This is a genomic window from Halomonas nitroreducens (assembly GCF_003966155.1).
Lineage (GTDB): Bacteria > Pseudomonadota > Gammaproteobacteria > Pseudomonadales > Halomonadaceae > Halomonas > Halomonas nitroreducens.
The window spans coordinates 82,841-103,977 of record NZ_RXNS01000014.1 but is presented as its reverse complement, the minus strand read 5'-3'; the positions used below and the strand labels follow the sequence as shown (position 1 = coordinate 103,977).

The 21,137-nt window shown below is 69.1% G+C and carries 17 protein-coding genes and 3 tRNA genes; 7 read left to right on the top strand and 13 right to left on the bottom strand.

The window, feature by feature from the left end; all coding sequences use genetic code 11:
* The first annotated feature begins 77 nt into the window (after nt 1-77).
* Nucleotides 78-1,532: a M48 family metalloprotease gene (locus EKG36_RS14890; protein ID WP_126485446.1), complete on the top strand. Its 1,455-nt coding sequence runs from the start codon at nt 78-80 to the stop codon at nt 1,530-1,532.
* Between the two features lie 123 nt (nt 1,533-1,655).
* Here the strand turns inward: EKG36_RS14890 and nadA are convergent, their stop codons facing one another.
* The 9 genes from nadA to EKG36_RS14845 form a co-directional block, all read right to left on the bottom strand.
* Nucleotides 1,656-2,684 carry a quinolinate synthase NadA gene (gene nadA, locus EKG36_RS14885; RefSeq protein ID WP_126485444.1) on the bottom strand — a complete coding sequence of 343 codons (1,029 nt, stop codon included), beginning with the start codon at nt 2,682-2,684 and terminating at the stop codon, nt 1,656-1,658.
* A 304-nt stretch (nt 2,685-2,988) separates the two neighbouring features.
* A tRNA-Lys gene (locus tag EKG36_RS14880) sits at nt 2,989-3,064 on the bottom strand.
* Nucleotides 3,065-3,105: 41 nt separating this feature from the next.
* Nucleotides 3,106-3,181: transfer RNA gene (locus EKG36_RS14875), tRNA-Lys, on the bottom strand.
* 100 nt (nt 3,182-3,281) lie between these two features.
* Nucleotides 3,282-4,133 carry a 23S rRNA pseudouridine(2605) synthase RluB gene (gene rluB, locus EKG36_RS14870; protein ID WP_126485442.1) on the bottom strand — a complete coding sequence of 284 codons (852 nt, stop codon included), beginning with the start codon at nt 4,131-4,133 and terminating at the stop codon, nt 3,282-3,284.
* On the bottom strand, nt 4,133-5,011 hold the full coding sequence (scpB, locus tag EKG36_RS14865; RefSeq protein WP_126485440.1) for an SMC-Scp complex subunit ScpB: 879 nt from the start codon (nt 5,009-5,011) through the stop codon (nt 4,133-4,135). The genes rluB and scpB overlap by 1 nt, the downstream gene beginning before the upstream one ends.
* On the bottom strand, nt 5,008-5,970 hold the full coding sequence (locus tag EKG36_RS14860) for a segregation and condensation protein A (RefSeq protein WP_126485438.1): 963 nt from the start codon (nt 5,968-5,970) through the stop codon (nt 5,008-5,010). The genes scpB and EKG36_RS14860 overlap by 4 nt, the downstream gene beginning before the upstream one ends.
* Nucleotides 5,971-6,055: 85 nt before the next feature.
* Complete coding sequence (gene radD, locus EKG36_RS14855; protein WP_126485436.1) at nt 6,056-7,825, bottom strand: DNA repair helicase RadD; 1,770 nt, start codon at nt 7,823-7,825, stop codon at nt 6,056-6,058.
* 52 nt (nt 7,826-7,877) lie between these two features.
* On the bottom strand, nt 7,878-8,669 hold the full coding sequence (locus EKG36_RS14850; RefSeq protein WP_246007525.1) for a crotonase/enoyl-CoA hydratase family protein: 792 nt from the start codon (nt 8,667-8,669) through the stop codon (nt 7,878-7,880).
* Between the two features lie 92 nt (nt 8,670-8,761).
* A complete protein-coding gene (locus EKG36_RS14845) occupies nt 8,762-9,271 on the bottom strand; it encodes an AmiS/UreI family transporter (RefSeq protein ID WP_126485434.1) in 510 nt (169 codons plus the stop codon).
* Nucleotides 9,272-9,495: 224 nt separating this feature from the next.
* Between EKG36_RS14845 and EKG36_RS14840 the strand changes: the two genes are divergently transcribed.
* Complete coding sequence (locus tag EKG36_RS14840; RefSeq protein WP_126485432.1) at nt 9,496-9,714, top strand: hypothetical protein; 219 nt, start codon at nt 9,496-9,498, stop codon at nt 9,712-9,714.
* Nucleotides 9,715-9,783: 69 nt separating this feature from the next.
* Here the strand turns inward: EKG36_RS14840 and purL are convergent, their stop codons facing one another.
* On the bottom strand, nt 9,784-13,707 hold the full coding sequence (gene purL, locus EKG36_RS14835; RefSeq protein ID WP_126485430.1) for a phosphoribosylformylglycinamidine synthase: 3,924 nt from the start codon (nt 13,705-13,707) through the stop codon (nt 9,784-9,786).
* Nucleotides 13,708-13,864: 157 nt separating this feature from the next.
* Between purL and mltF the strand changes: the two genes are divergently transcribed.
* Nucleotides 13,865-15,328, top strand: a complete 1,464-nt coding sequence (mltF, locus tag EKG36_RS14830) for a membrane-bound lytic murein transglycosylase MltF (protein WP_126485428.1) — start codon at nt 13,865-13,867, stop codon at nt 15,326-15,328.
* Between the two features lie 36 nt (nt 15,329-15,364).
* Here mltF and tadA read toward each other — a convergent pair whose 3' ends face one another.
* Nucleotides 15,365-15,847 (bottom strand): tRNA adenosine(34) deaminase TadA, encoded by a 483-nt coding sequence (gene tadA / locus EKG36_RS14825; RefSeq protein ID WP_126485527.1) that lies wholly within the window; start codon nt 15,845-15,847, stop codon nt 15,365-15,367.
* Nucleotides 15,848-15,937: 90 nt separating this feature from the next.
* Between tadA and EKG36_RS14820 the strand changes: the two genes are divergently transcribed.
* The 4 genes from EKG36_RS14820 to EKG36_RS14805 all read left to right on the top strand — a co-directional run bounded on the left by EKG36_RS14820 (nt 15,938) and on the right by EKG36_RS14805 (nt 19,120).
* Complete coding sequence (locus EKG36_RS14820) at nt 15,938-16,750, top strand: acyl-CoA thioesterase (protein WP_126485426.1); 813 nt, start codon at nt 15,938-15,940, stop codon at nt 16,748-16,750.
* A gap of 241 nt (nt 16,751-16,991) precedes the next feature.
* Nucleotides 16,992-18,311 carry a glycine cleavage T C-terminal barrel domain-containing protein gene (locus tag EKG36_RS14815; RefSeq protein ID WP_126485424.1) on the top strand — a complete coding sequence of 440 codons (1,320 nt, stop codon included), beginning with the start codon at nt 16,992-16,994 and terminating at the stop codon, nt 18,309-18,311.
* 70 nt (nt 18,312-18,381) lie between these two features.
* A tRNA-Thr gene (locus EKG36_RS14810) sits at nt 18,382-18,457 on the top strand.
* A gap of 285 nt (nt 18,458-18,742) precedes the next feature.
* On the top strand, nt 18,743-19,120 hold the full coding sequence (locus EKG36_RS14805; RefSeq protein WP_126485422.1) for a hypothetical protein: 378 nt from the start codon (nt 18,743-18,745) through the stop codon (nt 19,118-19,120).
* 158 nt (nt 19,121-19,278) lie between these two features.
* Here the strand turns inward: EKG36_RS14805 and EKG36_RS14800 are convergent, their stop codons facing one another.
* Both EKG36_RS14800 and EKG36_RS14795 read right to left on the bottom strand, forming a co-directional pair.
* Nucleotides 19,279-20,553 (bottom strand): Y-family DNA polymerase, encoded by a 1,275-nt coding sequence (locus tag EKG36_RS14800; RefSeq protein ID WP_126485420.1) that lies wholly within the window; start codon nt 20,551-20,553, stop codon nt 19,279-19,281.
* Nucleotides 20,550-21,008 (bottom strand): LexA family protein, encoded by a 459-nt coding sequence (locus EKG36_RS14795; protein WP_246007524.1) that lies wholly within the window; start codon nt 21,006-21,008, stop codon nt 20,550-20,552. The genes EKG36_RS14800 and EKG36_RS14795 overlap by 4 nt, the downstream gene beginning before the upstream one ends.
* Nucleotides 21,009-21,137: the final 129 nt, after the last annotated feature.

Sequence of the window (21,137 nt, the reverse complement as noted above, 5' to 3'; positions counted from 1 at the left end):
TTAAAGGCACTTTTCCGGACGAATCAATGTCGGAGGGGAGCCGTCCCGCCCTGTTCCGCTCCCTGACGAGGAAGGCCATGCTGCGTCACCCCCTGTCCTGTCTCACCGCCATCGCCCTCAGCCTGGCCGTCGCCGGGCCGGCCCTCGGTCAGTACGACGGCGATGCCGACCTGCCCAGCCTGATCAGCGACGACACCCAGGCCGTCAGTGGCAAGGAGGTCCGCCTGGGCCGCGCCTGGCTGCGCCAGTTCCGCGCCCAGGCCCCGCAGTGGCAGGATCCCATCGCCCAGCACTACGTGGAGTCCCTGGTGAGCGGCTTGCTGCCCTACAGCCACGTGGGCGGCATCGACCCGGTGATCACCCTGGTCGCCAGCGAGCGGCTCAACGCCTTTGCCGTGCCCGGCGGCGTGATCGGCGTCAACGCCGGCCTGTTCGCCTTCGCCGAGCGCGAGGCGCCCCTGGCCTCGGTCCTCGCCCACGAGCTCGGCCACCTCTCCCAGCGTCACTATGCCCGGGGCCAGGCCCGCGCCGAGCAGACCCAGATCCCGGCCATGGCCGCCATGCTCGCCGGGATGCTGATCGCCGCCGGCGGCGGCGGCGATGCCGGTATCGCCGCCGCCATGGGCTCCCAGGCCGCGCTGTTCCAGGATCAGCTGGCCTACTCGCGGCGCTTCGAGCGGGAGGCCGATCGCATCGGCCTGCAGGCCATGGCCGATGCCGGCTACGCCCCCCAGGCGATGGTCGAGATGTTCCGCACCATGCAGCGCAAGATTTCCCTGCAGGGCGGCAATCCGCCGGAGTTCCTGCTCACTCACCCGGTCACGGAATCGCGCATCAGCGATGCCCAGGCACGGGCCGACCAGCTCAGCGTGAACACGCCCCGGGACGAGGACATCGAGTACCACCTGATCCGCGCCCGTGCCCTGCTGGCGATCCACGACCAGGACCCACGCCAGGCCGCCACCCGCCTGGCGCGCGGCCAGGCCCCGGAGATGGCCCGGCGCTACCTTGCCGCGCTGGCGGATGCCGAGGCCGGGCGCAGCGACGCCGCGCTGCAGGCCCTGGATGCCCTGGCCCGGCGCCTGCCCGACCTGGCGATGCTGCCCGCCTCGGCCGCCGAGGTCGCCCTCGAGGCCGGCCGGGTCGATGAGGCCATCGCCCGCAGCCGCCATCAGCTGCGCCTGATGCCCGACTATGTGCCGGCCAACCTGTTGCTCGGCGAGGCCCTGCTGCAGCGGGATGCCGACGCGGCCTACCGGCAGCTCAGTGAGCTGGCCACCCGCCGCCCCGAAGATCCGCGGGTCTTCGACCTGCTCGCCGAAGCCGCCGGGCGCAGCGGCCGTCCGGCCTGGGGACACCTGGCCCGGGCCGAGCACCTGCAGCTGACCGGGCATATCGATCGCGCCATCCGCCAGCTCGAGGTGGCCAAGGACGTGGCAGAAGCGGAACGCGACGACAACGCCGCCGGGCGCATCGCCCAGCGCCGCGAGGCCTTCCTCGAGTACCGGGAAGCCATGGAGGAGTTTCAGTAAAAGCTGGAAGCTGGAAGCTGGAAGCAACACCGCCCCCGTGGCAAGCCACGGGGGCGGTGTTGCTTCCAGCTTCACGCTTACGTCCGCGAAGCGGACCATCGTTCAGCTCCCGGCGAAGCCGGGTCAGGCATTGAAGTCGAGCATCCGCTGGAGCGGCTTGAGCGCCGCCTGGCGCAGGGCATCGTCGACCTGGATCTCGCCTTCGCCCTCGCGCAGGGCGCCGGCCAGGTTGTCGAGGGCGTTCATCGCCATCCACGGGCAGTGGGCGCAGCTCTTGCAGGTGGCGCCGTTACCGGCGGTGGGGGCCTCGAAGAGGGTCTTCTCGGGCACCGCCTGCTGCATCTTGAAGAAGATGCCGCGATCGGTGGCCACGATCAGCTTGTCCTGGGGCAGCGCCTTGGCCGCCTTGATCAGCTGGGAGGTGGAGCCCGCGACGTCGGCCAGCTCGACCACCGAGGCCGGGGACTCGGGATGCACCAGCACCGCCGCCTCGGGGTACAGGCCCTTGAGGTCCTCGACACCCTTGGCCTTGAACTCCTCGTGGACGATGCAGGCGCCGTCCCAGAGCAGCATGTCGGCACCGGTCTGCTTCTGGATATAGCCGCCCAAGTGCTTGTCCGGGGCCCACAGGATCTTCTCGCCGCGGGCCTTCAGATGCTCGATCACGTCCACGGCGATGGACGAGGTCACCACCCAGTCGGCGCGGGCCTTCACCGCCGCCGAGGTGTTGGCATAGACCACCACGGTACGGTCGGGATGGGCATCGCAGAAGGCGCTGAACTCGTCGGCCGGACAACCCACGTCCAGCGAGCAGGTCGCCTCCAGGGTGGGCATCAGCACGCGCTTCTCGGGGGAGAGGATCTTGGCCGTCTCGCCCATGAAACGGACCCCGGCCACCACCAGGGTCTCGGCCTCGTGGCGGGCACCGAAGCGCGCCATCTCCAGGGAATCGGCCACGCAACCACCGGTCTCCTCGGCAAGCTGCTGGATGGCATCATCGGTGTAGTAGTGAGCCACCAGGACGGCATTGTGGGCCTCGAGCAGACGCTTGATCTCCTCGATACGGGCCTCGTCCTCGGCGGGAATGCGCGTGGGGCAGTAGGTGCGTGCCAGCTGTTCGCGCAGCTCGGCACGGGAAGTCATGATCGTCATCGTGTCTACCACTGTGACCGGCAGGGGCTCCCCCTGCATTACACCAGGTGCCGACGCGCGTGCACTCCGCACGCCGCGACACGCCAGAGGGTCAACCGTCGCGTCTTCCGCCGTGGCCGACCCGCATCCATTCTAGACCGGAAAACCCGTGATTCGATCACTCCGGGCAAGAAACAGGATGCCCGTCGATGATGACGCCGTCCCGGCCGGGTTGCAAGGAAAACGGGGCTACCGAGCCGGGCGGGGCGTCGCGCGGCCCGAACGCAGAACGCCCCTGCCTCATGGGAGGCAGGGGCGCTGTGTCTGGTGGGTCGTGTAGGATTCGAACCTACGACCAATTGGTTAAAAGCCAACTGCTCTACCAACTGAGCTAACGACCCGCAACGCATGGCGGCTCAGTCGCCATGGTCTCAGGTTCGGATGGTGGGTCGTGTAGGATTCGAACCTACGACCAATTGGTTAAAAGCCAACTGCTCTACCAACTGAGCTAACGACCCTTCCGAACGGGTGCAGATAATACGGATATGCCCCCGGCCTGGCAAGGACTTTTTTGCCTTTCGGCTAATCCCTTCCGCCGGGCCGGAGCGATGGGAGCGCCTAGCGGCGCGCCTTGGGCTTGCGCATCGCCTGGACCGGCCGGCGCTTGTGCTTGTCGCGGCTCCAACGGTTCTTCTCGTCGGGAGTCAGCTCCGGCACCTTGCGGGGCGCAAGCCCGGCCATCTCGGCCAGGTCGTCGATCTCGTCCTGGCTGAGTTCCACCCACTCGCTGGCCTTGGCGCGCTTGTCGAGGAAGATGTTGCCATAACGCACCCGCTTGAGGCGGCTGACCGTCAGGCCCTGGGATTCCCAGAGCCGGCGCACCTCGCGATTGCGGCCCTCCATGATCACCACGTGGAACCAGGTATTGATGCCCTCGCCGCCGAACTCCTGGACATCGGTGAAGCGGGCCGGACCGTCGTCGAGCATGACCCCTTCGACCATGGCCTTGACCTGATCCAGATTGACCTCGCCCATCACCCTCACGGCATACTCGCGCTCGATCTGGGTCGAGGGGTGCATCAGGCGATTGGCCAGCTCCCCGTCGGTGGTGAACAGCAGCAACCCGCTGGTATTGATGTCCAGTCGGCCGATGGCGATCCAGCGTTCGCCCTTGAGGCGGGGCAGCCGGTCGAAGACGGTACGGCGCCCCTCGGGATCCTTGCGGGTGCACAGCTCGCCCTCGGGCTTGTTGTACATGATCACCCGGCGCGGCACCTCGTCGGCGGCCCGCAGGGTCACCGGCCGGTCATCGAGGGACACCCGGTCGCGGCTCTCGATTCGATCGCCCAGGGTCGCCACCTGACCATTGACCTTGACCCGGCCATCGGCAATGGCGGCTTCCATCTCGCGGCGCGAACCCAGGCCCGCCCGGGCCAGGACCTTCTGCAGTTTCTCGGTGGTGGTGCTCATCAGTCGTCTGTCTCGCTGGTAGTGGATTCCGTCCCCGCGGCAGCGTCATCGTCGACGCGGCCCCGGGCACGTTCGGACAGGCGCGCCTCGAGGTCGGCGAAGCTCAGGCCCGTCCGTGCTGACGCCGTCCCGGCGTGGCTATCGTCGGCCCTCCCGGCCGTCGTCTCGTCGGCCGCCGGCTCGGGTGCCGAGGCGGCCGTGTCAGGGTCGGAGACAGCCTCGGCGGCATCGTCCGCCGCTGTCTCGCCCTCGCTCTCCTGCTCGTGGGGCTCGTCCGCCTGGGCCAGCAGCTCGTGCTGGGGCGGCGGCGGGGTGTCCTCGAGGGACTGCTCCGGCTCCTCGAATGCCTTCAGCTCGTGCATCGGCGGCAGTTCGTCGAGGGTCTTGAGGCCGAAGTCGTCGAGGAAGGCCCGGGTGGTGGCATAGACGGCCGGACGGCCCGGCACGTCCCGATGCCCCACCACCCGCACCCAACCGCGGTCGACCAGGGTGCGCATGATCGAGCCGCTCACCGTGACGCCGCGCACCTCCTCGATGTCGCCGCGGGTCACCGGTTGCCGATAGGCGATCAGCGCCAGGGTCTCGAGCAAGGCCCGGGAGTAGCGCTGCGGACGCTCGTCCCACAGCCGCGACACCCAGGGCGAGAGCCGCGGCCGGATGCGCAGCTGGTAGCCCGAGGCGGTCTCGAGCAGTTCCATGGCACCGCGCTCGTGGCGCACCTCGACCCGGCCCAGGGCCTCCCGCAGCGAACGCCGCGGCGGGCGTTCGTGGTCGTCGAAGAGCCCCTCGAGGCGCTCCAGCGAGAGCGGCTCGCCGGCCGCCAGCAAGGCGGCCTCGAGGATCTCGTCCAGGGCATCGGGGAATTCCATGGCGGTCATGCCGGCTCGCTCCCATCGTCGTCCTGCGGCGCGAAGGCACTCTCGCCCTCCTCGCCGGCGTCGTCGCACGCCGCCGCCTCGTCATCCTCTTCCGCGGCCAGCCGCGCCCGCACATGGATCGGCGAGAGTGGCGCGTTCTGCACGATCTCGATCATCGCCTCCTTTGCCAGCTCGAGGATCGCCATGAAGGTGACCACCACCCCGGAGCGGCCTTCCTCGAGGCTGAACAGCGCCTCGAAGGGGGTGTAGTGCTGGTGGTGCAGGCGCTCCATGATGGCCAGCATGCGTTCCCGGGTCGACAGCACCTCGCGGCTGACCTGGTGGGCCTGGTTGAGCTCGGCACGGCGCAGGATGCCGGCCAGCGCCCCGAGCAGCTCGTCGAGCTCCACGTCCGGGTGGACCACCCGCGACTCCAGGGGCGGCAGCGCCGCCCGGGCCGGGAACCAGTCGCGGCCCAGGCGGGGCAACTCGGCCAGGGCCTCGGCGGCATTCTTGAGCCGTTCGTACTCCTGCAGCCGGCGGATCAGCTCGGCCCGCGGATCCTCTTCCTCGTCATCGCCGCCCTCCTTGGGCGGCTTGGGCAGCAGAGTGCGCGACTTGATCTCGGCGAGCATGGCCGCCATCAGCAGGTACTCGCCGGCCAGCTCGATCTCCATGGCCTTCATCAGCTCCACGTACTCGATGTATTGGCGGGTGATGGCGGCCACGTCGATGGCCAGGATATCCAGGTTCTGCCGCCGGATCAGGTAGAGCAACAGGTCCAGCGGCCCCTCGAAGGCCTCGAGGAAGACCCGCAGAGCCTCCGGCGGGATGTACAGGTCCTCGGGCAGCTGGGTAATCGGCTCGTCGAACAGCCGGCCGAGCACCGCCGCGCTCCGCTCCGCCGCACCGGGCTCGGCCGAGCCGCCGTTCCCCGGGGGGGCATCGGGCGCTTCGATGGACGATGGCGTCTCGCTCACGCGTGGCCTGGCCTCCGGTCTGGTTGGGCGGCGAATGATCGACCGCACAGTCTACCAAGGGCCGCGCTCCAGGGTAAGGCGCGGCTCACCCGGCCTCGGCGGCGAGGCGATAGCGCCCGGTGTAGTCGAACAGTTTGCTCCTCACCTGCCAGTGGCGACCCGCCCGGCGGCCGATGACGAAGTCCGGCGCCCGCAGCCGGCGCTGCTCGCGGACGACCTCCTCGGGCGACGCCGGCGACCAGCGACTGCCCGGCGCCCGCAGGTGGTCGCGCAGGAAGACCGCGGCGAAGGCGCCGCGCTGGGCCGGGGTCTCCAGGGCGAACCACTCGCTGAGGGTCGCGCCGTCCTCGTCATGGTAGACGACCTTGAGGCGGGGCAGCCCACGGCCGTTGACGGTGGCCTCGAGGGCCATGCCCGAGACGCGCAGCACCCGGGCATCGCGCAGCCGGAGCGCCTCGCGCAGCTTGTCGTCGGCGTCCACCAGCAGCGCCTCACAGCCGTGGCAGCGCCGCGCGGCGGTATCGTTCTCGGCGCCGCACGCCTCGCAGACCTTGAAGCGATAGCGGAAGTCGCACTGGCGCTGGTGGCCGGCATCCGCCTCCACCAGGCCCTGACAGCGGCGACCGAAGTGTTCGATGACCAGCTCGCCGTCGCGCCGCCCCCAGAATAGGTTGGCATGGCCGCACTGGGGGCACTCGACCTGGACCGGCTCGGTGTCGGTGGCCGGCCGCGGGCTGCCCACCTCGGGGGCATAGAGGTCCCAGGGGTTGCCGGCATAGTCGAGGACCAGGCAGTCGGTCTTGCCGGGGGCGAGGCGCAGGCCACGGCCGACGATCTGCTGGTAGAGCCCCACCGACTCGGTGGGCCGCAGGATGGCGATCAGGTCCACATGGGGCGCGTCGAAGCCGGTGGTGAGCACCGCCACATTGACCAGGTACTTGAGCTCGCGGGTCTTGAAGGCCTCGATCAACGCCTGGCGCTCGGCCGAGGGGGTGGCTCCGGTGATCAGCGCCGCCTCGCCGTCCGGCAGGTAGCCGAGGATTTCCCCGGCGTGGGCGCGGCTTGCAGCGAAGAGCATCACCCCACGGCGCTCGGCGCCGCGCGCGACCACTTCCTCGATGATCGACGGGGTCGCGCGATGGCCGGCCACCACCCGATTCAGCTCCGCCTCCTGGAAGAGCCCGCCGCTGCCCGGCGCCAGCGCCGAGAAGTCATAGCGCTCCACCGCCGCATCGACCAGCCGGGGCTCGGCCAGGTAGCCCTGCTTGACCATCAGGCGCAGCGGCTGCTCGAAGACGCAGTCGCGGAAGAAGCAGTCCTCGCTGCCGCGCACCATGCCATGGTAATGCCGGTGGTAGAGGAAGCCCTGGCCCAGCCGGTAGGGGGTCGCGGTCAGCCCGAGGATCTTCAGGCGGGGGTTGTGGGCGCGCAGATGGGCGATGACCCGCCGGTAGCTCGAATCCTCCTCCAGGGAGACCCGGTGGCACTCGTCGACCACCAGCAGGGTGAAGGCATCGTCGTCGAAGCGCTCGAGGTTCTTCGCCACCGACTGCACCGAGCCGAACACCACCTGCCGCCCGGCCTCCTTGCGGCCCAGGCCGGCGCTGAAGATGTCGGCCACGAGCCCGTAGGCCTGGTACTTGGCATGGTTCTGCTCCACCAGCTCGCGCACATGGGCCAGCACCAGCACCCGGCCCCGGGCCAGGCGCGCCAGCTCGGCAATCACCAGCGACTTGCCGCTGCCGGTGGGCAGCACCACCACCGCGGGGTCGTCACTGCCGCGAAAGTGCTCGACCACTCGGGCGACCGCCTGGCGCTGGTAGGGACGCAGGGTGGGCATGGTGGCTTCGGTCATGGCGGCACCTCGGAGCATGGGAGCGCCATCTTACCGGCTGTCGCGGACGGCGTCAGGGGAAGCGCGGGGGCCGCCCGGCCAGCCGGGCATCGACCGCCTCACGCTGCTCGTCACCGCCAAGCAGGGTGCCCTGCAGCCTGGCCTCCAGGGCCAGGCGCTCGGCCGGCGACAGGCTCGGCGCCCGCTCAAGCAACTCGCCGATGGCGGCCACCGCCCGCGGCGAGCGGGTGGCGATGGTGCCGGCCAGGGCCATGGCCTGCTCGGCGGGATCCGGCGCCAGCCGCGTGACCAGCCCCAGCGAGTGGGCTTCCGCCCCCGTCACCTTGCGTCCTGTCCAGGCCAGTTCACGCAGCACGTCCGGGCGCAGCCCGGCACCACTGACGCTGAGCCCCATGTCCGGCATGATCCCCCAGTCGATCTCCAGTAGCGCCAGGCGGCTCTCGGGGTGCGCCACCCGCAGGTCGGCGCCGAGGGCGATCTGCAGCCCACCGCCGTAGACATGGCCGTGCAGGGCAGCAATCACCGGCACGCCGGCGTCCCGCCAGCCAAGCGCCAGGCGCTGGACCGGATTGCGCCCGTCGGCACCGGCCGCGAGCAGCGCCGGCAACCGCTCGGGGGCGGCCAGGATCGCCGCCATGTCGAGGCCGGCACAGAAGCTCTCGCCCTCGCCCTTGAGTACCACGGCCCGCAGGCCGTCCAGGCGGGTCAGCTGCTGCTGTGCCTCGAGCAGGCCGTCGATCATCGCCCAATCCAGGCCATTGTGGCGGTCAGGGCGCGCCAGGCACACCTCGGCCACCTGGGTCGCGACGGTCAGCGTGACCCGGTCGGCAAAGCGGTGCATCATCTCCCCTCTCCTCCTTGGCGCGTGGAGGCTCGAGTGTGGCCCGGGCCGGAGCGGATTTCAAACAACTGTTTTACCACGGACGGCCATGCCGCTCAGGCCAGTAGTTCCTGCAACCGCAGATAGCCCGGCACCCAGGCGGTCACCAGGCCCTGGGCGAGCGAGGTTCGCCCCATCAGCGGCTGCAGCCCGGGCCGATGGCAGAGCATCAGGTAGAAACCGAACCACAGCAGCGACCAGGCCAGCCAGTTGGCACCCGACCACCATCCCCCCTCCGCCACGGCCAGCTGCAGCACGCCGGTGGGCAAGGCAGTGAGCGCGACGAACAGGCAGAAGTAGCCCAGGCCATGGCCGGAGCTGCCGTTGCGGCGATTGATCGCCACCCACAGGTAGGTGAAGGCGAACAGCAGGGTCATCGCCGCGGCCCGCACGCTGGCCGCATCGGCCCCGGGACCGAAGGCGGCGTAGGCGGCCACGGCGAGGCTGACCCCGCCCACGAGGAAGTTGATCGCCTGGATCTCGCGATCCTCGATGCGTCCCAGCAGCCACAGGCCGTTGAGCACCAGCACCGCGCCGACATAGAGCCGGCTCAATCCCTCATGCATGTCCTCAGGCTCCGTCACGGGCGCCCGGCCCCATGCCGGCACCACGAAGCGCTGTTGTAGAGGCCCCTGGGCCAACAGGCAAGAAAAAATGGAAATATCTTCCATTTTATTATCGTGACGTCAGCGTTCAGGACGCACCCTTGACCTTGGTATCCGCAGCCATGATACCTAGAAGAGACACAAGGATGACTCGGTCGTCCATCGCTGAAACAGGAGAGGCGCACATGAAACTCAAGACTCGCCCCGAATGCCCCAAGTGCGGCAGCCGCGTGAAGCGGTTCCCGCCGGGGCGCCATGATCAGTATCACGTCTACTGCGATGGCTGCGGCCACGACTTCGGCCGCTTCGACTACTTCCAGGCGCAGTTCCGCCACCTCCTCGACGACCTGGAGGCCCAGCTCAAGCGCGAGGAAACCACCGACGACGACACCACCCAACGCTGACGCACCGGCCTCGCAACGTCTACGCCCGGGCCATGGCCCGGGCGTAGACGTTTCACCTGTCGCGGAGGATCAGCCCAGCCAGCGCCGGGCGTTGCGGAACAGGCGCATCCAGGCGCCGTCCTCGGTCCACTCGGCGGGCCGCCAGGAGTTGGTCACCGCCCGCACCACGCGCTCCGGGTGCGGCATCATGATGGTCACCCGGCCGTCCGGGGTGGTCAGGCCGGTGATCCCCGACGACGAGCCGTTGGGGTTGGCCGGATAGCGGGTGGTCACCTGACCATAGTTGTCCACGTAGCGCAGGGCCACCTGGCTGGCGCTCTGCATGCCGCGCAGATGGGCGCTATCGCGGAACTCGGCGCGCCCCTCCCCGTGGGCCACGGCGATCGGCAGCAGCGATCCCTGCATGCCGTCGAGCAGAAGCGAGGGGCTCTCCTCGACCCGCACCATGGCCACCCGGGCCTCGAACTGCTCCGACTCGTTGCGCACGAAGCGCGGCCAGGCCTCGGCGCCGGGGATCAGCTCCTTGAGCTGGGCGAGCATCTGGCAGCCGTTGCAGACCCCCAGGGCGAAGCTGTCGTCGCGGGTGAAGAAGTCAGCGAACTGGTCCCGGGCACGCCCATTGAACAACACCGACTTGGCCCAGCCGCCGCCGGCGCCCAGGACGTCACCGTAGGAGAAGCCGCCACAGGCCACCAGGCCCTTGAAATCCTCGAGGGACACTCGCCCCTCGAGGATGTCGCTCATGTGCACGTCGACGGCCTCGAAGCCGGCCCGGTCGAAGGACCAGGCCATCTCCAGATGGCCGTTGACGCCCTGCTCGCGCAGCACCGCCACCGCGGGCCGGGCGGTGTTGACGAAGGGCGCGGCGACATCCTCGTCGACGTCGAAGGTCGGCTGGGCGGAGAGACCGGGATCGCGGCCGTCGAGCAGGCCGTCGAACTCGCTCTTGGCGCAGTCGGCGTTGTCGCGCAGCGCCTGCATGCGGTAGCTGGTCTCCGCCCAGGTGCGCTGGGCCAGCAGCCGGGTAGTCTCGAGCAGCGGCTCCTCGAACAGGGTCACCCGCACCTGGTCGTCGTAGCGCGGCCGGGCGATCACGCCACAGGTCTCGAGACCCGCCGCGGCGAACTGCGCCAGCACTTCCTCGGTGTACGCCCGCGAGACCTGGATGACCGCCCCCAGCTCCTCGGCGAACAGGGCGTTGAAGGCCTCGGTGGGCTCGTCGATCAGCCAGTCGAGCTTGATCTCCAGGCCGGCATGGGCGGCGAAGGCCATCTCCAGCAGGGTCACCAGCAGGCCGCCGTCGCTGCGGTCGTGGTAGGCCAGCAGCTTGCCGTCGGCGTTGAGGCCCTGGATCACCGAGAAGAAGGCCTTGAGGTCCTCCGGGTCGTCCAGGTCCGGGCAGGCGTCGCCCACCTGGCCATACACCTGGGCCAGCGCCGAGCCGCCGAGGCGATTGCGGCCGCCGCCAAGGTCGATCAGGATCAGGTCGGACTCGTCCTGCTCCAGGTTGATCTGCGGGGTCAGGGTGCGCATGGCATCGGTGACCGGGGCGAAGCCGGTGGTCACCAGCGACAGCGGCGCGGTGACGCTCTTCTCCTCGCCGTCTTCCTCCCAGGCGGTGCGCATGGACATGGAATCCTTGCCTACCGGCACCGCGATGCCCAGTGCCGGGCACAGCTCCATGCCCACGGCATGCACGGCGTCGTACAGGGCCTGGTTCTCGCCCGGGTGACTGGCCGCGCTCATCCAGTTGGCGGAGAGCTTGATATCGCCGAGCTTGACGATGGGCGCGGCGGCCAGGTTGGTGATGGTCTCGGCCACCGCCAGCCGGGCGCTGGCCGCGGGGTCGATCAGCGCCACCGGGGGCCGCTCGCCCATGGCCATTGCCTCGCCGGCATGGGTGTCGAAGGTCGCCGTGGTCACGGCCACGTCGGCCACCGGCACCTGCCAGGGGCCGACCATCTGGTCGCGGGCCACCTGGCCGGTGATCGAGCGGTCGCCGATGGTGATCAGGAAGTTCTTGGACGCCACGGTGGGCAGGCGCAGCACCCGGTCCATGGCCTCGCGCAGGTCCAGGTTGTCGAGCATCACGCCGGGCAGCTCGCGGTGCTCGCGGGTGAACTCACGCTGCATCTTCGGCGGCTTGCCGAACAGCACGCTCATCGGCAGGTCCACCGGCTTGGTCGAGAAGTGGCCGTCGCGGACCTCCAGGTGGTGGGCATCAATGGCCTCGCCGACCACCGCATAGGGGCAGCGCTCGCGCCGGCAGAGGGCATCGAAGGTCGCCAGGTCCTCGGGGGCCACGGCGAGCACGTAGCGCTCCTGGGCCTCGTTGCACCAGATCTCCAGCGGGCTCATGCCCGGCTCGGCGTTGGGCACCTCGCGCAGTTCGAAGCGGCCGCCGCGCCCGCCGTCCTTGACCAGCTCCGGCAGGGCATTGGAGAGTCCGCCGGCGCCCACGTCATGGATGAAGCGGATCGGGTTCTGGGTCCCCAGCGCCCAGCAGCGGTCGATGACTTCCTGGACGCGGCGCTCGATCTCGGGGTTGTCGCGTTGCACCGAGGCGAAGTCGAGGTCGGCGCTCGACGCGCCCGAGGCCATCGAGGAGGCCGCCCCGCCGCCGAGGCCGATCAGCATGGCCGGGCCGCCCATCACGATCAGCTTGCCGCCGACGGGAATCTCGCCCTTCTCGACGTGCTCCTCGCGGATGTTGCCGTAGCCGCCGGCCAGCATGATCGGCTTGTGGTAGCCGCGCCGCTCGATGCCCTCGCCGCCCAGGGCCTCCTGCTCGTAGCTGCGGAAGTAGCCGGCCAGGTTGGGGCGGCCGAACTCGTTGTTGAAGGCGGCACCGCCGATCGGCCCCTCCAGCATGATGTCCAGGGCGCTGACGATGCGCTCGGGCTTGCCGTAGTCGAAGGCCTCCCAGGGCTGGACGAACTCGGGAATGCGCAGGTTGGAGACGGTGAAGCCGGTCAGGCCCGCCTTGGGCTTGCCGCCGATACCGGTGGCCCCCTCGTCGCGGATCTCGCCGCCGGCCCCGGTGGCCGCCCCCGGGTGCGGGGCGATGGCCGTGGGGTGGTTGTGGGTCTCCACCTTCATCAGGATGTTCACCGGCTCCCGGTGGGTGCCGTAGACGGCCTTCTCGGCGGCGTCGCCGGTCAGCGGCGCGGCGAAGAAGCGACCCGCCTGGCTGCCGCGGATCACCGCGGCGTTGTCGCTGTAGGCGGAGAGGATGTCGTCCGGCGAGGCCTCGAAGGTGTTCTTGATCATCTTGAACAGCGAGCGGGGCTGGGCCTCGCCGTCGACCACCCAGTCGGCATTGAAGATCTTGTGGCGGCAGTGCTCGGAATTGGCCTGGGCGAACATCATCAGCTCGACATCCGAGGGATTGCGATCGAGCCCCTGGAAGGCCTCGCACAGGTAGTCGATCTCGTCCTCGGCCAGGGCCAGGCCCAGCGCGACGTTGGCGGTCTCCAGGGCGGCGCGACCGCCGGCGAGGATATCCACCTGGCCGAGCGGTGCCGGCTCGTGATGGGCGAACAGCCGGGCGGCATCCGAGGCGTCGAACAGCACGGTCTCGGTCATGCGGTCGTGGAGCAGCGCGGTGACGGTCTCGAAGGCTTCCTCGGAGAGGGTGCCGGCGAAGCTCACCCGGTAGGCGATGCCCCGCTCCAGGCGCGCGACCTGGGTCAGGCCGCAGTTGTGGGCGATATCGGTGGCCTTGGAAGACCAGGGCGACTGGGTGCCGATACGGGGCACCACCAGGAACAGCCGGCCCTCGCCGGGGGTGGCACCCGCATCCCGGGCCGGACCATAGTCCAGCAGCCGCTCGAGCAGGCGCCGGTCCTCACCGGCCAGGTCGCCCTCGTGATCGACGAAGTGCAGATAGTCGGCAGTGAGCGCCTCGACCTCGGGAACGGCGGCACGCAGGGCGGCCAGCAGCTTGGCATGACGGAAAGCGGATAAGGCGGGCGCACCACGCAGTTCGAGCATATCCTGGGGCCTCTGAAACAAGCGGAATGACGGGGCCGCGGCCGGCGGCAACGAGCGCACATGATACTGGAAAGCATCGGTCGCGAGAAATCGACGTGGATGACAGCCGACCAGCGGCTGGGTAAGGTGGAGCCTCCCGTCGCTGCACATCGCGCCCATGCCTGCATCCCCGTTCGCTCACCTCCGTCGTCACCGGCGTGGCTACCTGGCCCTGTGCGCCCTCCTGCTGCTCGGCCTCGTCCCCGACCCGCCGGACCGCTCGTCGGGGCCGCACCTGGAGGCCATCCGCGAGCGGGACTTCCTGAGCATCCAGACCCGCAACACCCCCACCACCTACTATGAGGGGCGCGAGGGCCCTACCGGCTTCGAGTACGAGCTGATGCGCCGCTTCGCCGACCACCTGGGCGTCAGCCTGACGCTGGACGCCGACCACAACATCGCCGGGGTCCTGGAGGCGGTGCGCGAGGAGGGAGACCTGGGCGCCGCCGCCCTGCCCCTGGACCCGACCCAGCCGGGCCTGCTGTTCAGCCGGCCGATCATGCCGCTGCAGCCGCTGCTGGTCTATCGCCGCGGCCTGCCGCCGCCCCAGGACATCGCTGACCTGGTGGGGCTGGAGATCGGCACCCTGCGCGGCACCGGGACCGACCGGGTGATGCGCGAGCTGCAGGCCGACCACCCCCGCCTGGGCTGGAAGGAGTCCGCCGACATGGAAGTGGCGGCATTGCTGGGCCAGGTGGCCAGCAGCCGCCTGGACGCTGCCGTGGTCTTCGAGCATCAGTTCCGCCTCAATCGACTGTTCTTTCCCGAGGTGGAGGACGGCTTCCGGCTCGGCAAGCCGCTCTCCCTGGCCTGGGCCTTTCCCGCCGGCCAGGGGCTCGGCCTGGTCCGCGAGGCCAACCGCTTCCTCGGCCAGCTCCAGGGCAGCGGCCTGCTCGAGCGTCTCGAGACCCGCTACTTCGGCCGCGACAACTACCTGGAGTATGTCGGCGCCCGCACCTTCATCGGCCATGTCCACGAGCGCCTGCCCGACTACGCCGCGCTGTTCCGACAGGCGGCCCGGGAGGCCGGCTTCGACTGGAAGCTGCTCGCCGCGGTGGGCTACCAGGAATCCCACTGGCGCCCCCGCGCCACCTCGCCGACCGGTGTGCGCGGGCTGATGATGCTGACCAACGCCACCGCCGCGGAGATGGACGTCGACAACCGGCTCGACCCGGCCCAGAGCATCGACGGCGGGGCGCGCTACCTTCGCGAGCTGAAGGACCGCCTGCCTGAATCGATCACCGGGGAGGACCGGCTTTTCATGGCGCTGGCCGCCTACAACGTCGGCCTCGGCCACCTCTACGACGCCCGCCGCATCGTCGAGAGCCGCGGCAGCGACCCCGATGCCTGGGCGGACGTGCGCGACGCCCTGCCGCTGCTCCAGGAGCGCGAATGGTTCAGCAAGACCCGGCACGGCTACGCGCGGGGCGGCGAACCGGTCATCTATGTCCGCAACATTCGCCGCTATTACGAGATCCTCGCCTACGTCGACCGCAGCCAGCAGCAGTTCCACCAGCTCAATGCCCGGCTTCCCGAGGAGGCCGAGAGCGGCCTCTTCGATCTGGTACCCCCGAACAGCTGAACCGGCGGGAGGCGGGCCCCAGCTTGACGACCGCCGTCACTGCTCCCTCGCATCCGCGGCCTGGCCTTCACGCCGTGCGGCAAAGAAGGCCTTGAGCTGGCGGGAGACCCGGCTGGCCAGCACCCCGCCGACCACCTCGACGCGATGGTTGTACCAGGGCTGGGCGAAGAGGTTGGCCTTCGATTCGACCATGCCGCTGCGGGGCTCGGCGGCCCCGTAGACCACCCGAACCAGGCGCGCGTGGATGATCGCCCCGGTGCACATCAGGCAGGGTTCCAGGGTCACGAAGAGCGTGCAGCCGTCGAGGCGGTAGTTGCCGAGGCGCGCCCCGGCATCGCGCAGGGCACGGATCTCCGCATGGGCGCTGGGGTCATGGCCGGACAGCGGCGCATTGTATCCCGCCCCCACGATGGCCCCGTCGGCATCCACCACCACCGCCCCCACCGGCACCTCGCCGGCCTCCTCGGCCAGGCGTGCCTGTTCCAGGGCCCGGTGCATGTAGAACTCGTCGCTGCGCATCGCCACGGACTCCAGTAGACTGACGGACATGAAACGTTCGTATGACGCCGTGGCCTTCCCGGGCGTCATGGCCCCTGGAGGATACCCTGAATGCCCGACGCCCTGAACGCCCTGGTGGATCTGCTCGGTCTCGAACCCCTGGAGGAAAACCTGTTCCGCGGTCGCAGCCAGGACCTCGGGCTGCCGCAGCTGTTCGGTGGCCAGGTACTGGGCCAGGCCCTCTCCGCCGCCACCCACACCGTGGATGCCGCGCGGCGGGTGCACTCCCTGCACGGCTATTTCCTGCGCCCCGGCGACGCCAGCCGCCCGGTGGTCTACCAGGTCGATGCCGTGCGCGACGGCGCCAGCTTCACCACCCGCCGGGTCACCGCCATCCAGAAGGGCCGACCAATCTTCTTCTGCAGCGCCTCCTTCCACGGCGAGGAGACGAGCCTCGCCCACCAGCCGCGGATGCCCGAGGTGACCGCGCCCGAGCACGTGGCCGGGGAAGCCGACGGGGTGACCCGCTTCCCGGGCCACCCCATCGAGTTCCTGCCCCTGGAGGACGCGGCCGAGGAAGGACGCCCGGCGCGCAAGCGGCTGTGGTTCCGCCTGGCCGGCGAGTTGCCGGACGATCCGGCACTGCACCGCTACCTGCTGGCCTACAGCTCCGATTTCAACCTGCTGACCACCGCGCTGGTGCCCCACGGCATCACCTTCGGCGACCCCTCGCTGCAGATCGCCAGCCTCGATCACGCCCTGTGGTTCCACCATGACGTCAAGGTCAACGACTGGCTGCTCTACGACATGGACAGCCCCTGGGCCGGCGGCGCCCGGGCCCTCAGCCGAGGCAGCATCTACGACCGGCATGGCCGGCTCGTCGCCTCCAGCGCCCAGGAAGGCCTGACCCGGCTGCGGGGGTGATCCCCAGCGTGTCGCCTCCGGGAATCCCGGCGTCGCCGCGGGAATGTTGCCTCCTAAGGTCCTTCCTACCTTGAAAGTAGCGACGACCTCCAGGGCGCGGTCGCCGCCTCGCGGGCGTCCCCGGGCGTCCGTCCGTGCGGGTCAGAGTCGTGGGTGACTCGGCGACGGTCTCGGCATGACCGCCCTCTCGCCGCTCTCGACTCCGCCCTCCGGCATATGAACGGGCGAGGAGTGCCGAGCCATGTCCAAGCAAGCCAATGTGAACTTCCAGCAGTCCATCGATCAGGGCGACCGCCTGGTACCGGTCAACCTGCGCCAGACCGGCGATCCCGGTATCCAGATGCTGATCTCCAACCGCGTGCGCAAGTCCCCCTACTGGCACCTCTCGGTGGAGGCCGGGTGCTGGAAGGCCACCGTCTACAACCGCATGTACCATCCGCGCGCCTACGTGCGGCCCGAGGACGGCGGGGCCATGGAGGAATACCGGGCGCTGGTCAACGACGTGACCCTGTGGAACGTCGCCGTCGAGCGGCCGATCCGCGTCAAGGGCCCCGACGCCGAGGCCTTCTGCAACTATGTCTGCACCCGTGACGTGACCCGGGTGCCGCCGATGATGGGCCGCTATGTCGTGCTCTGCAACGAGCAGGGCCATGTGCTCAACGACCCGGTGATGCTGCGCGTGGCCGCCGACGAGTTCTGGTTCACCATCAGCGACTCGGACCTGGCCTACTGGTTCAAGGGCATCAACCATGGCCTGCGCTACGACGTCAGCATCGACGAGATCGATGTCTCGCCGCTGCAGGTCCAGGGGCCCAAGTCCGAGGACCTGATCGCCGACCTGGTGGGCGAGGGGGTACGCGAGGTGCCCTACTACGGCCTGATGGCCGCCACCATCGAGGGCGCCGAGGTGCTCATCTCCCAGACCGGCTTCTCCGGCGAGAAGGGCTACGAGGTCTACGCCTACGACTCCACGCTGCACGCCGAGACCATCTGGAATACCATCCTCGACAAGGGTGAGAAGTACGGCCTCAAGGTGATCGCCCCGGCCCACCATCGCCGTATCGCCGCCGGCATCCTCTCCTATGGCCAGGACCTGGACCACGAGACCAATCCCTTCCAGTGCAACCTGGGCCACATGGTGCCCAAGGCCAAGGAGACCGACTACATCGGCCGCGACGCCCTGGAGCGGACCCGCGAGCTGGTCAGCCAGGGCACCCCGCCGTTCACCCACCAGCTGGTGGGGCTCAAGCTCGGCGGCCGGCCGATCGAGGACTATGCCCCGGACTTCTGGCTGGTCGGCCCGGATGCCGAGAGCGAGCCCTGCGGCTGGATCACCTCGCCCTGGTACTCGCCGGAACTGGGTACCAACATCGCCATGGCCTACGTGCCGGTGGCCTCGGCGGCGGTCGGCACCGTGCTGGTGGCCTGGCTGCCCGACGAGTTCCTCGACATCCCCGGGCAACCGGTCGATGCCGTGGTCTGCGAGATGCCCTTCCGCGCCTCGGTAAACCCCAGTTCCCGGGAGCGGGCCAAGGCCGCGGGACGCGACTACGCCTACTGAATGCTGAGCCCGGGGCCCTGCCCCGGGCGCGCTTGGCAGACCGGCGTGGCGATCGTATGATGCACGGCACGCCGGTGTAGCTCAGTCGGTAGAGCAACGCACTCGTAATGCGTAGGTCGGGGGTTCAATTCCTCTCACCGGCACCAGAAAGACCATAGAAAACGGCCACTTAGCTGATAGCAGCGGTGGCCGTTTGTTGTTTTTTCGGCGCTAGGCAGCACCGTGCCGCCGTATCAGGCCTGCCTGCCACCGGTCAGCCCTGCCCTTTGCTGCCCTGTATCAAGTCCGCAACGCCGCATGGCCGACGACCCAACGCTGCAGAACACCACCAAGCAAGCAAGCAAGCAAGCAAGCAAGCAAGCAAGCAAGCAAGCAAGCAAGCAGAGTGATGCTAATCTACTTCAGACATCCGGCAATAAAAAATAACAAACATGCTCATTCTCGCATTCTGGGTCAGCACGGTGGGCATCATCTATTTGATCACCAGAACAGTGTCTGACACTTACCAACTAACCGGTGCATATCGGACACTGGCCTGGCTTGGTGCCGTAGTCGTGTATCTCTCAGTCATTATCATGGCGCAATCATGGGAGTGGGTGCAGAAAGAACGGTGCCTCAAGGCATTAACCACTCAATATCAGAACGTTACCTTCGATCGCTCGCAAACGCTTCTGCAGCGCCATGGAGAGCGGATACAAGGCATGGTGACCGTCAACAACAACGCTGCCAGCACCAGCCAAATCATGGCCGTTCAATGCACTTTCTCGAAAAACTCCATCACCGAGATTTATTGTTCTGGCTGTCGTTGAACAGGGGTATCGTAACGCTTCTCAGGATAAAATATGACTTTCACATAAGCTATCGCTAGCCCGCCCCGCCTTTCTACCCTGCTGCCATGAGGAATTGCCTGCTGTTGTGGAACTCCAGAGCAGCGGGGTTCGCGATCACATCGTTCCGCGTGCACACCTCAGCGCACCTTGACCCGCATCAGCTCGTTCCAGCGAGTGGTATAACGCGAGGTGCGCCGCTCGCAGCGCAGCGCCCAGGCGGTCCCCCGGCGCGGCAGCCCGAAGCGCACGGTATCGCGGCCCATCTCGCGGTTGAGCCGGTCCACCGCCGTCATCAGGCGCCGATCGCGGCCCCGGGCGGCCTCGTCCCGGAACGCCAGCAAGGACAACTGGTGGCGCTCGGCATCCACCAGGTCCATCAGCATCACGCCGCACTTCTGGTAACGCACGCCCTCGAGGAAGATCGCCGCCAGCCCCCGGCCGGCGGCCTCGAGCAGTGCGCGGCTGTCGTCGCTGGGCCCGGCCAGCGGCACCACCACGCTATTGTGGTACTGGCGGTCTCCGAGCCGGTGCGGATCACTGCGCAGGAACACCAGTACGACCCGGGCCAGGCTGTCCTGGCGACGCAGTTTCTCGGCGGCCCGGGCACCGTGCTGGCGCACCGCCTCCTGGAGGTCCCGCCACTCGCCGGTCAGGCGGCCGAAGGAGCGTGAGACCATGATCCGCTGGCGTGCCTCGGCCATGTCGTCCAGCTGGATGGCCGGCCGGCCGCGCAGCTCCCAGACGATGCGCTCGAGCACCACCGAGAAGGCGCGGCGGATGCGCTTGGGATCGGCCTCGCGGAGCTGCCAGGCGGTATGGATGTCCATCAGCGCCAGGCGCTCGGCAGTGCGCCGGGCCACGCCCCACAGCGCATGCACCGGCAGCGCCTCCAGCACCCGGCGGGTCGCTGCGGCCTCGGCGTCGAGACGGCAGACCCCGCCCAGCTCGGGCGACGTCTTGGCCACGCGATTGGCCGCCTTGGCCAGCACCCGGGTCGGCGCCAGCCCCACGCAGACCGGGATCCCCGTGTCGCGTCCCACAGTCTCGCGCAAGCGCCGGCCCAGGGCTTCGAGTCGCGACGCCGGGAGGCCCGCGAAGCCGACGAAGCTCTCGTCGATGGAGTACACCTCCACGTCCGGGGAGCACTCGCCGAGCACCAGGTTGACGCGCCGGCTCATGTCGCCGTAGAGGGCATAGTTGCTGGAGAGCAGCGTCGCCTGGCGGCGCACCGCCGGTGGCAGCAGGTGCATCGGCGCGCCCATGGCCACGCCCAGCGCCTTGAGTTCCTCCGAACGGGCCACCACGCAGCCGTCGTTGTTGGAGAGCACGCCCACCGGCCGCCCTTCCAGGCGCGGGTCGAAGACCCGTTCGCAGCTGACGTAGAAGTTGTTGCTGTCAACCAGGGCGATCATGGCGCCGCCCCCGGCAGGGCATGCAGCACATGGGTCACCACGCCCCACACCTGGCATTCGCGCCCCTCCAGCGGAATCGGCGCGAAGCGCGGGTTGCTGGCTTCCAGGAAGGTCCGGCCGGCGCGCCGGGTCAGCCGCTTGACCGTGGGCTCGCCATCCACGGCGATGATCACCACCCGCCCCGGCAGGGGCTCCAGGCTGCGGTCCACGACCAGCAGATCGCGGTCGTGGATGCCGTCGCCGAGCATCGAGTCGCCCTCGGCGCGCACGAAGTAGGTGGCCGCCGGGCGCCGCACCACATGGGCATGCAGGTCGATCTCCACGTCCAGGTGATCGTCTGCGGGGCTGGGAAAGCCGGCCCGCACCCGGCAGCCCAGCAATGGGCGGGACCGCCCCCCCGGCTGGGGGGCGGCCCGGCATATCGTGCCCGGCGGGGGGGACATCGGCGGTGCCATGGCATCCTCCGTGAACTGTATTTAATTACAGTATTCGTCAGATCCCGCCGCCTGACAAGTCCCCCTCCTCTGCACCTGGGGAGATAGCCGGGGCCGTGTTAACGTGAACATCGACCCCTCCCACGTCGA

Coding starts and splice junctions, on each gene's coding strand:
- EKG36_RS14890 (WP_126485446.1), top strand. CDS start 78: ATGCTGCGTCACCCCCTGTCCTGTCTCACCGCCATCGCCCTCAGCCTG.
- nadA (WP_126485444.1), bottom strand. CDS start 2,684: ATGACGATCATGACTTCCCGTGCCGAGCTGCGCGAACAGCTGGCACGC.
- rluB (WP_126485442.1), bottom strand. CDS start 4,133: ATGAGCACCACCACCGAGAAACTGCAGAAGGTCCTGGCCCGGGCGGGC.
- scpB (WP_126485440.1), bottom strand. CDS start 5,011: ATGACCGCCATGGAATTCCCCGATGCCCTGGACGAGATCCTCGAGGCC.
- radD (WP_126485436.1), bottom strand. CDS start 7,825: ATGACCGAAGCCACCATGCCCACCCTGCGTCCCTACCAGCGCCAGGCG.
- EKG36_RS14850 (WP_246007525.1), bottom strand. CDS start 8,669: ATGATGCACCGCTTTGCCGACCGGGTCACGCTGACCGTCGCGACCCAG.
- EKG36_RS14845 (WP_126485434.1), bottom strand. CDS start 9,271: ATGCATGAGGGATTGAGCCGGCTCTATGTCGGCGCGGTGCTGGTGCTC.
- EKG36_RS14840 (WP_126485432.1), top strand. CDS start 9,496: ATGAAACTCAAGACTCGCCCCGAATGCCCCAAGTGCGGCAGCCGCGTG.
- purL (WP_126485430.1), bottom strand. CDS start 13,707: ATGCTCGAACTGCGTGGTGCGCCCGCCTTATCCGCTTTCCGTCATGCC.
- mltF (WP_126485428.1), top strand. CDS start 13,865: ATGCCTGCATCCCCGTTCGCTCACCTCCGTCGTCACCGGCGTGGCTAC.
- tadA (WP_126485527.1), bottom strand. CDS start 15,847: ATGCGCAGCGACGAGTTCTACATGCACCGGGCCCTGGAACAGGCACGC.
- EKG36_RS14820 (WP_126485426.1), top strand. CDS start 15,938: ATGCCCGACGCCCTGAACGCCCTGGTGGATCTGCTCGGTCTCGAACCC.
- EKG36_RS14815 (WP_126485424.1), top strand. CDS start 16,992: ATGTCCAAGCAAGCCAATGTGAACTTCCAGCAGTCCATCGATCAGGGC.
- EKG36_RS14805 (WP_126485422.1), top strand. CDS start 18,743: ATGCTCATTCTCGCATTCTGGGTCAGCACGGTGGGCATCATCTATTTG.
- EKG36_RS14800 (WP_126485420.1), bottom strand. CDS start 20,553: ATGATCGCCCTGGTTGACAGCAACAACTTCTACGTCAGCTGCGAACGG.
- EKG36_RS14795 (WP_246007524.1), bottom strand. CDS start 21,008: ATGGCACCGCCGATGTCCCCCCCGCCGGGCACGATATGCCGGGCCGCC.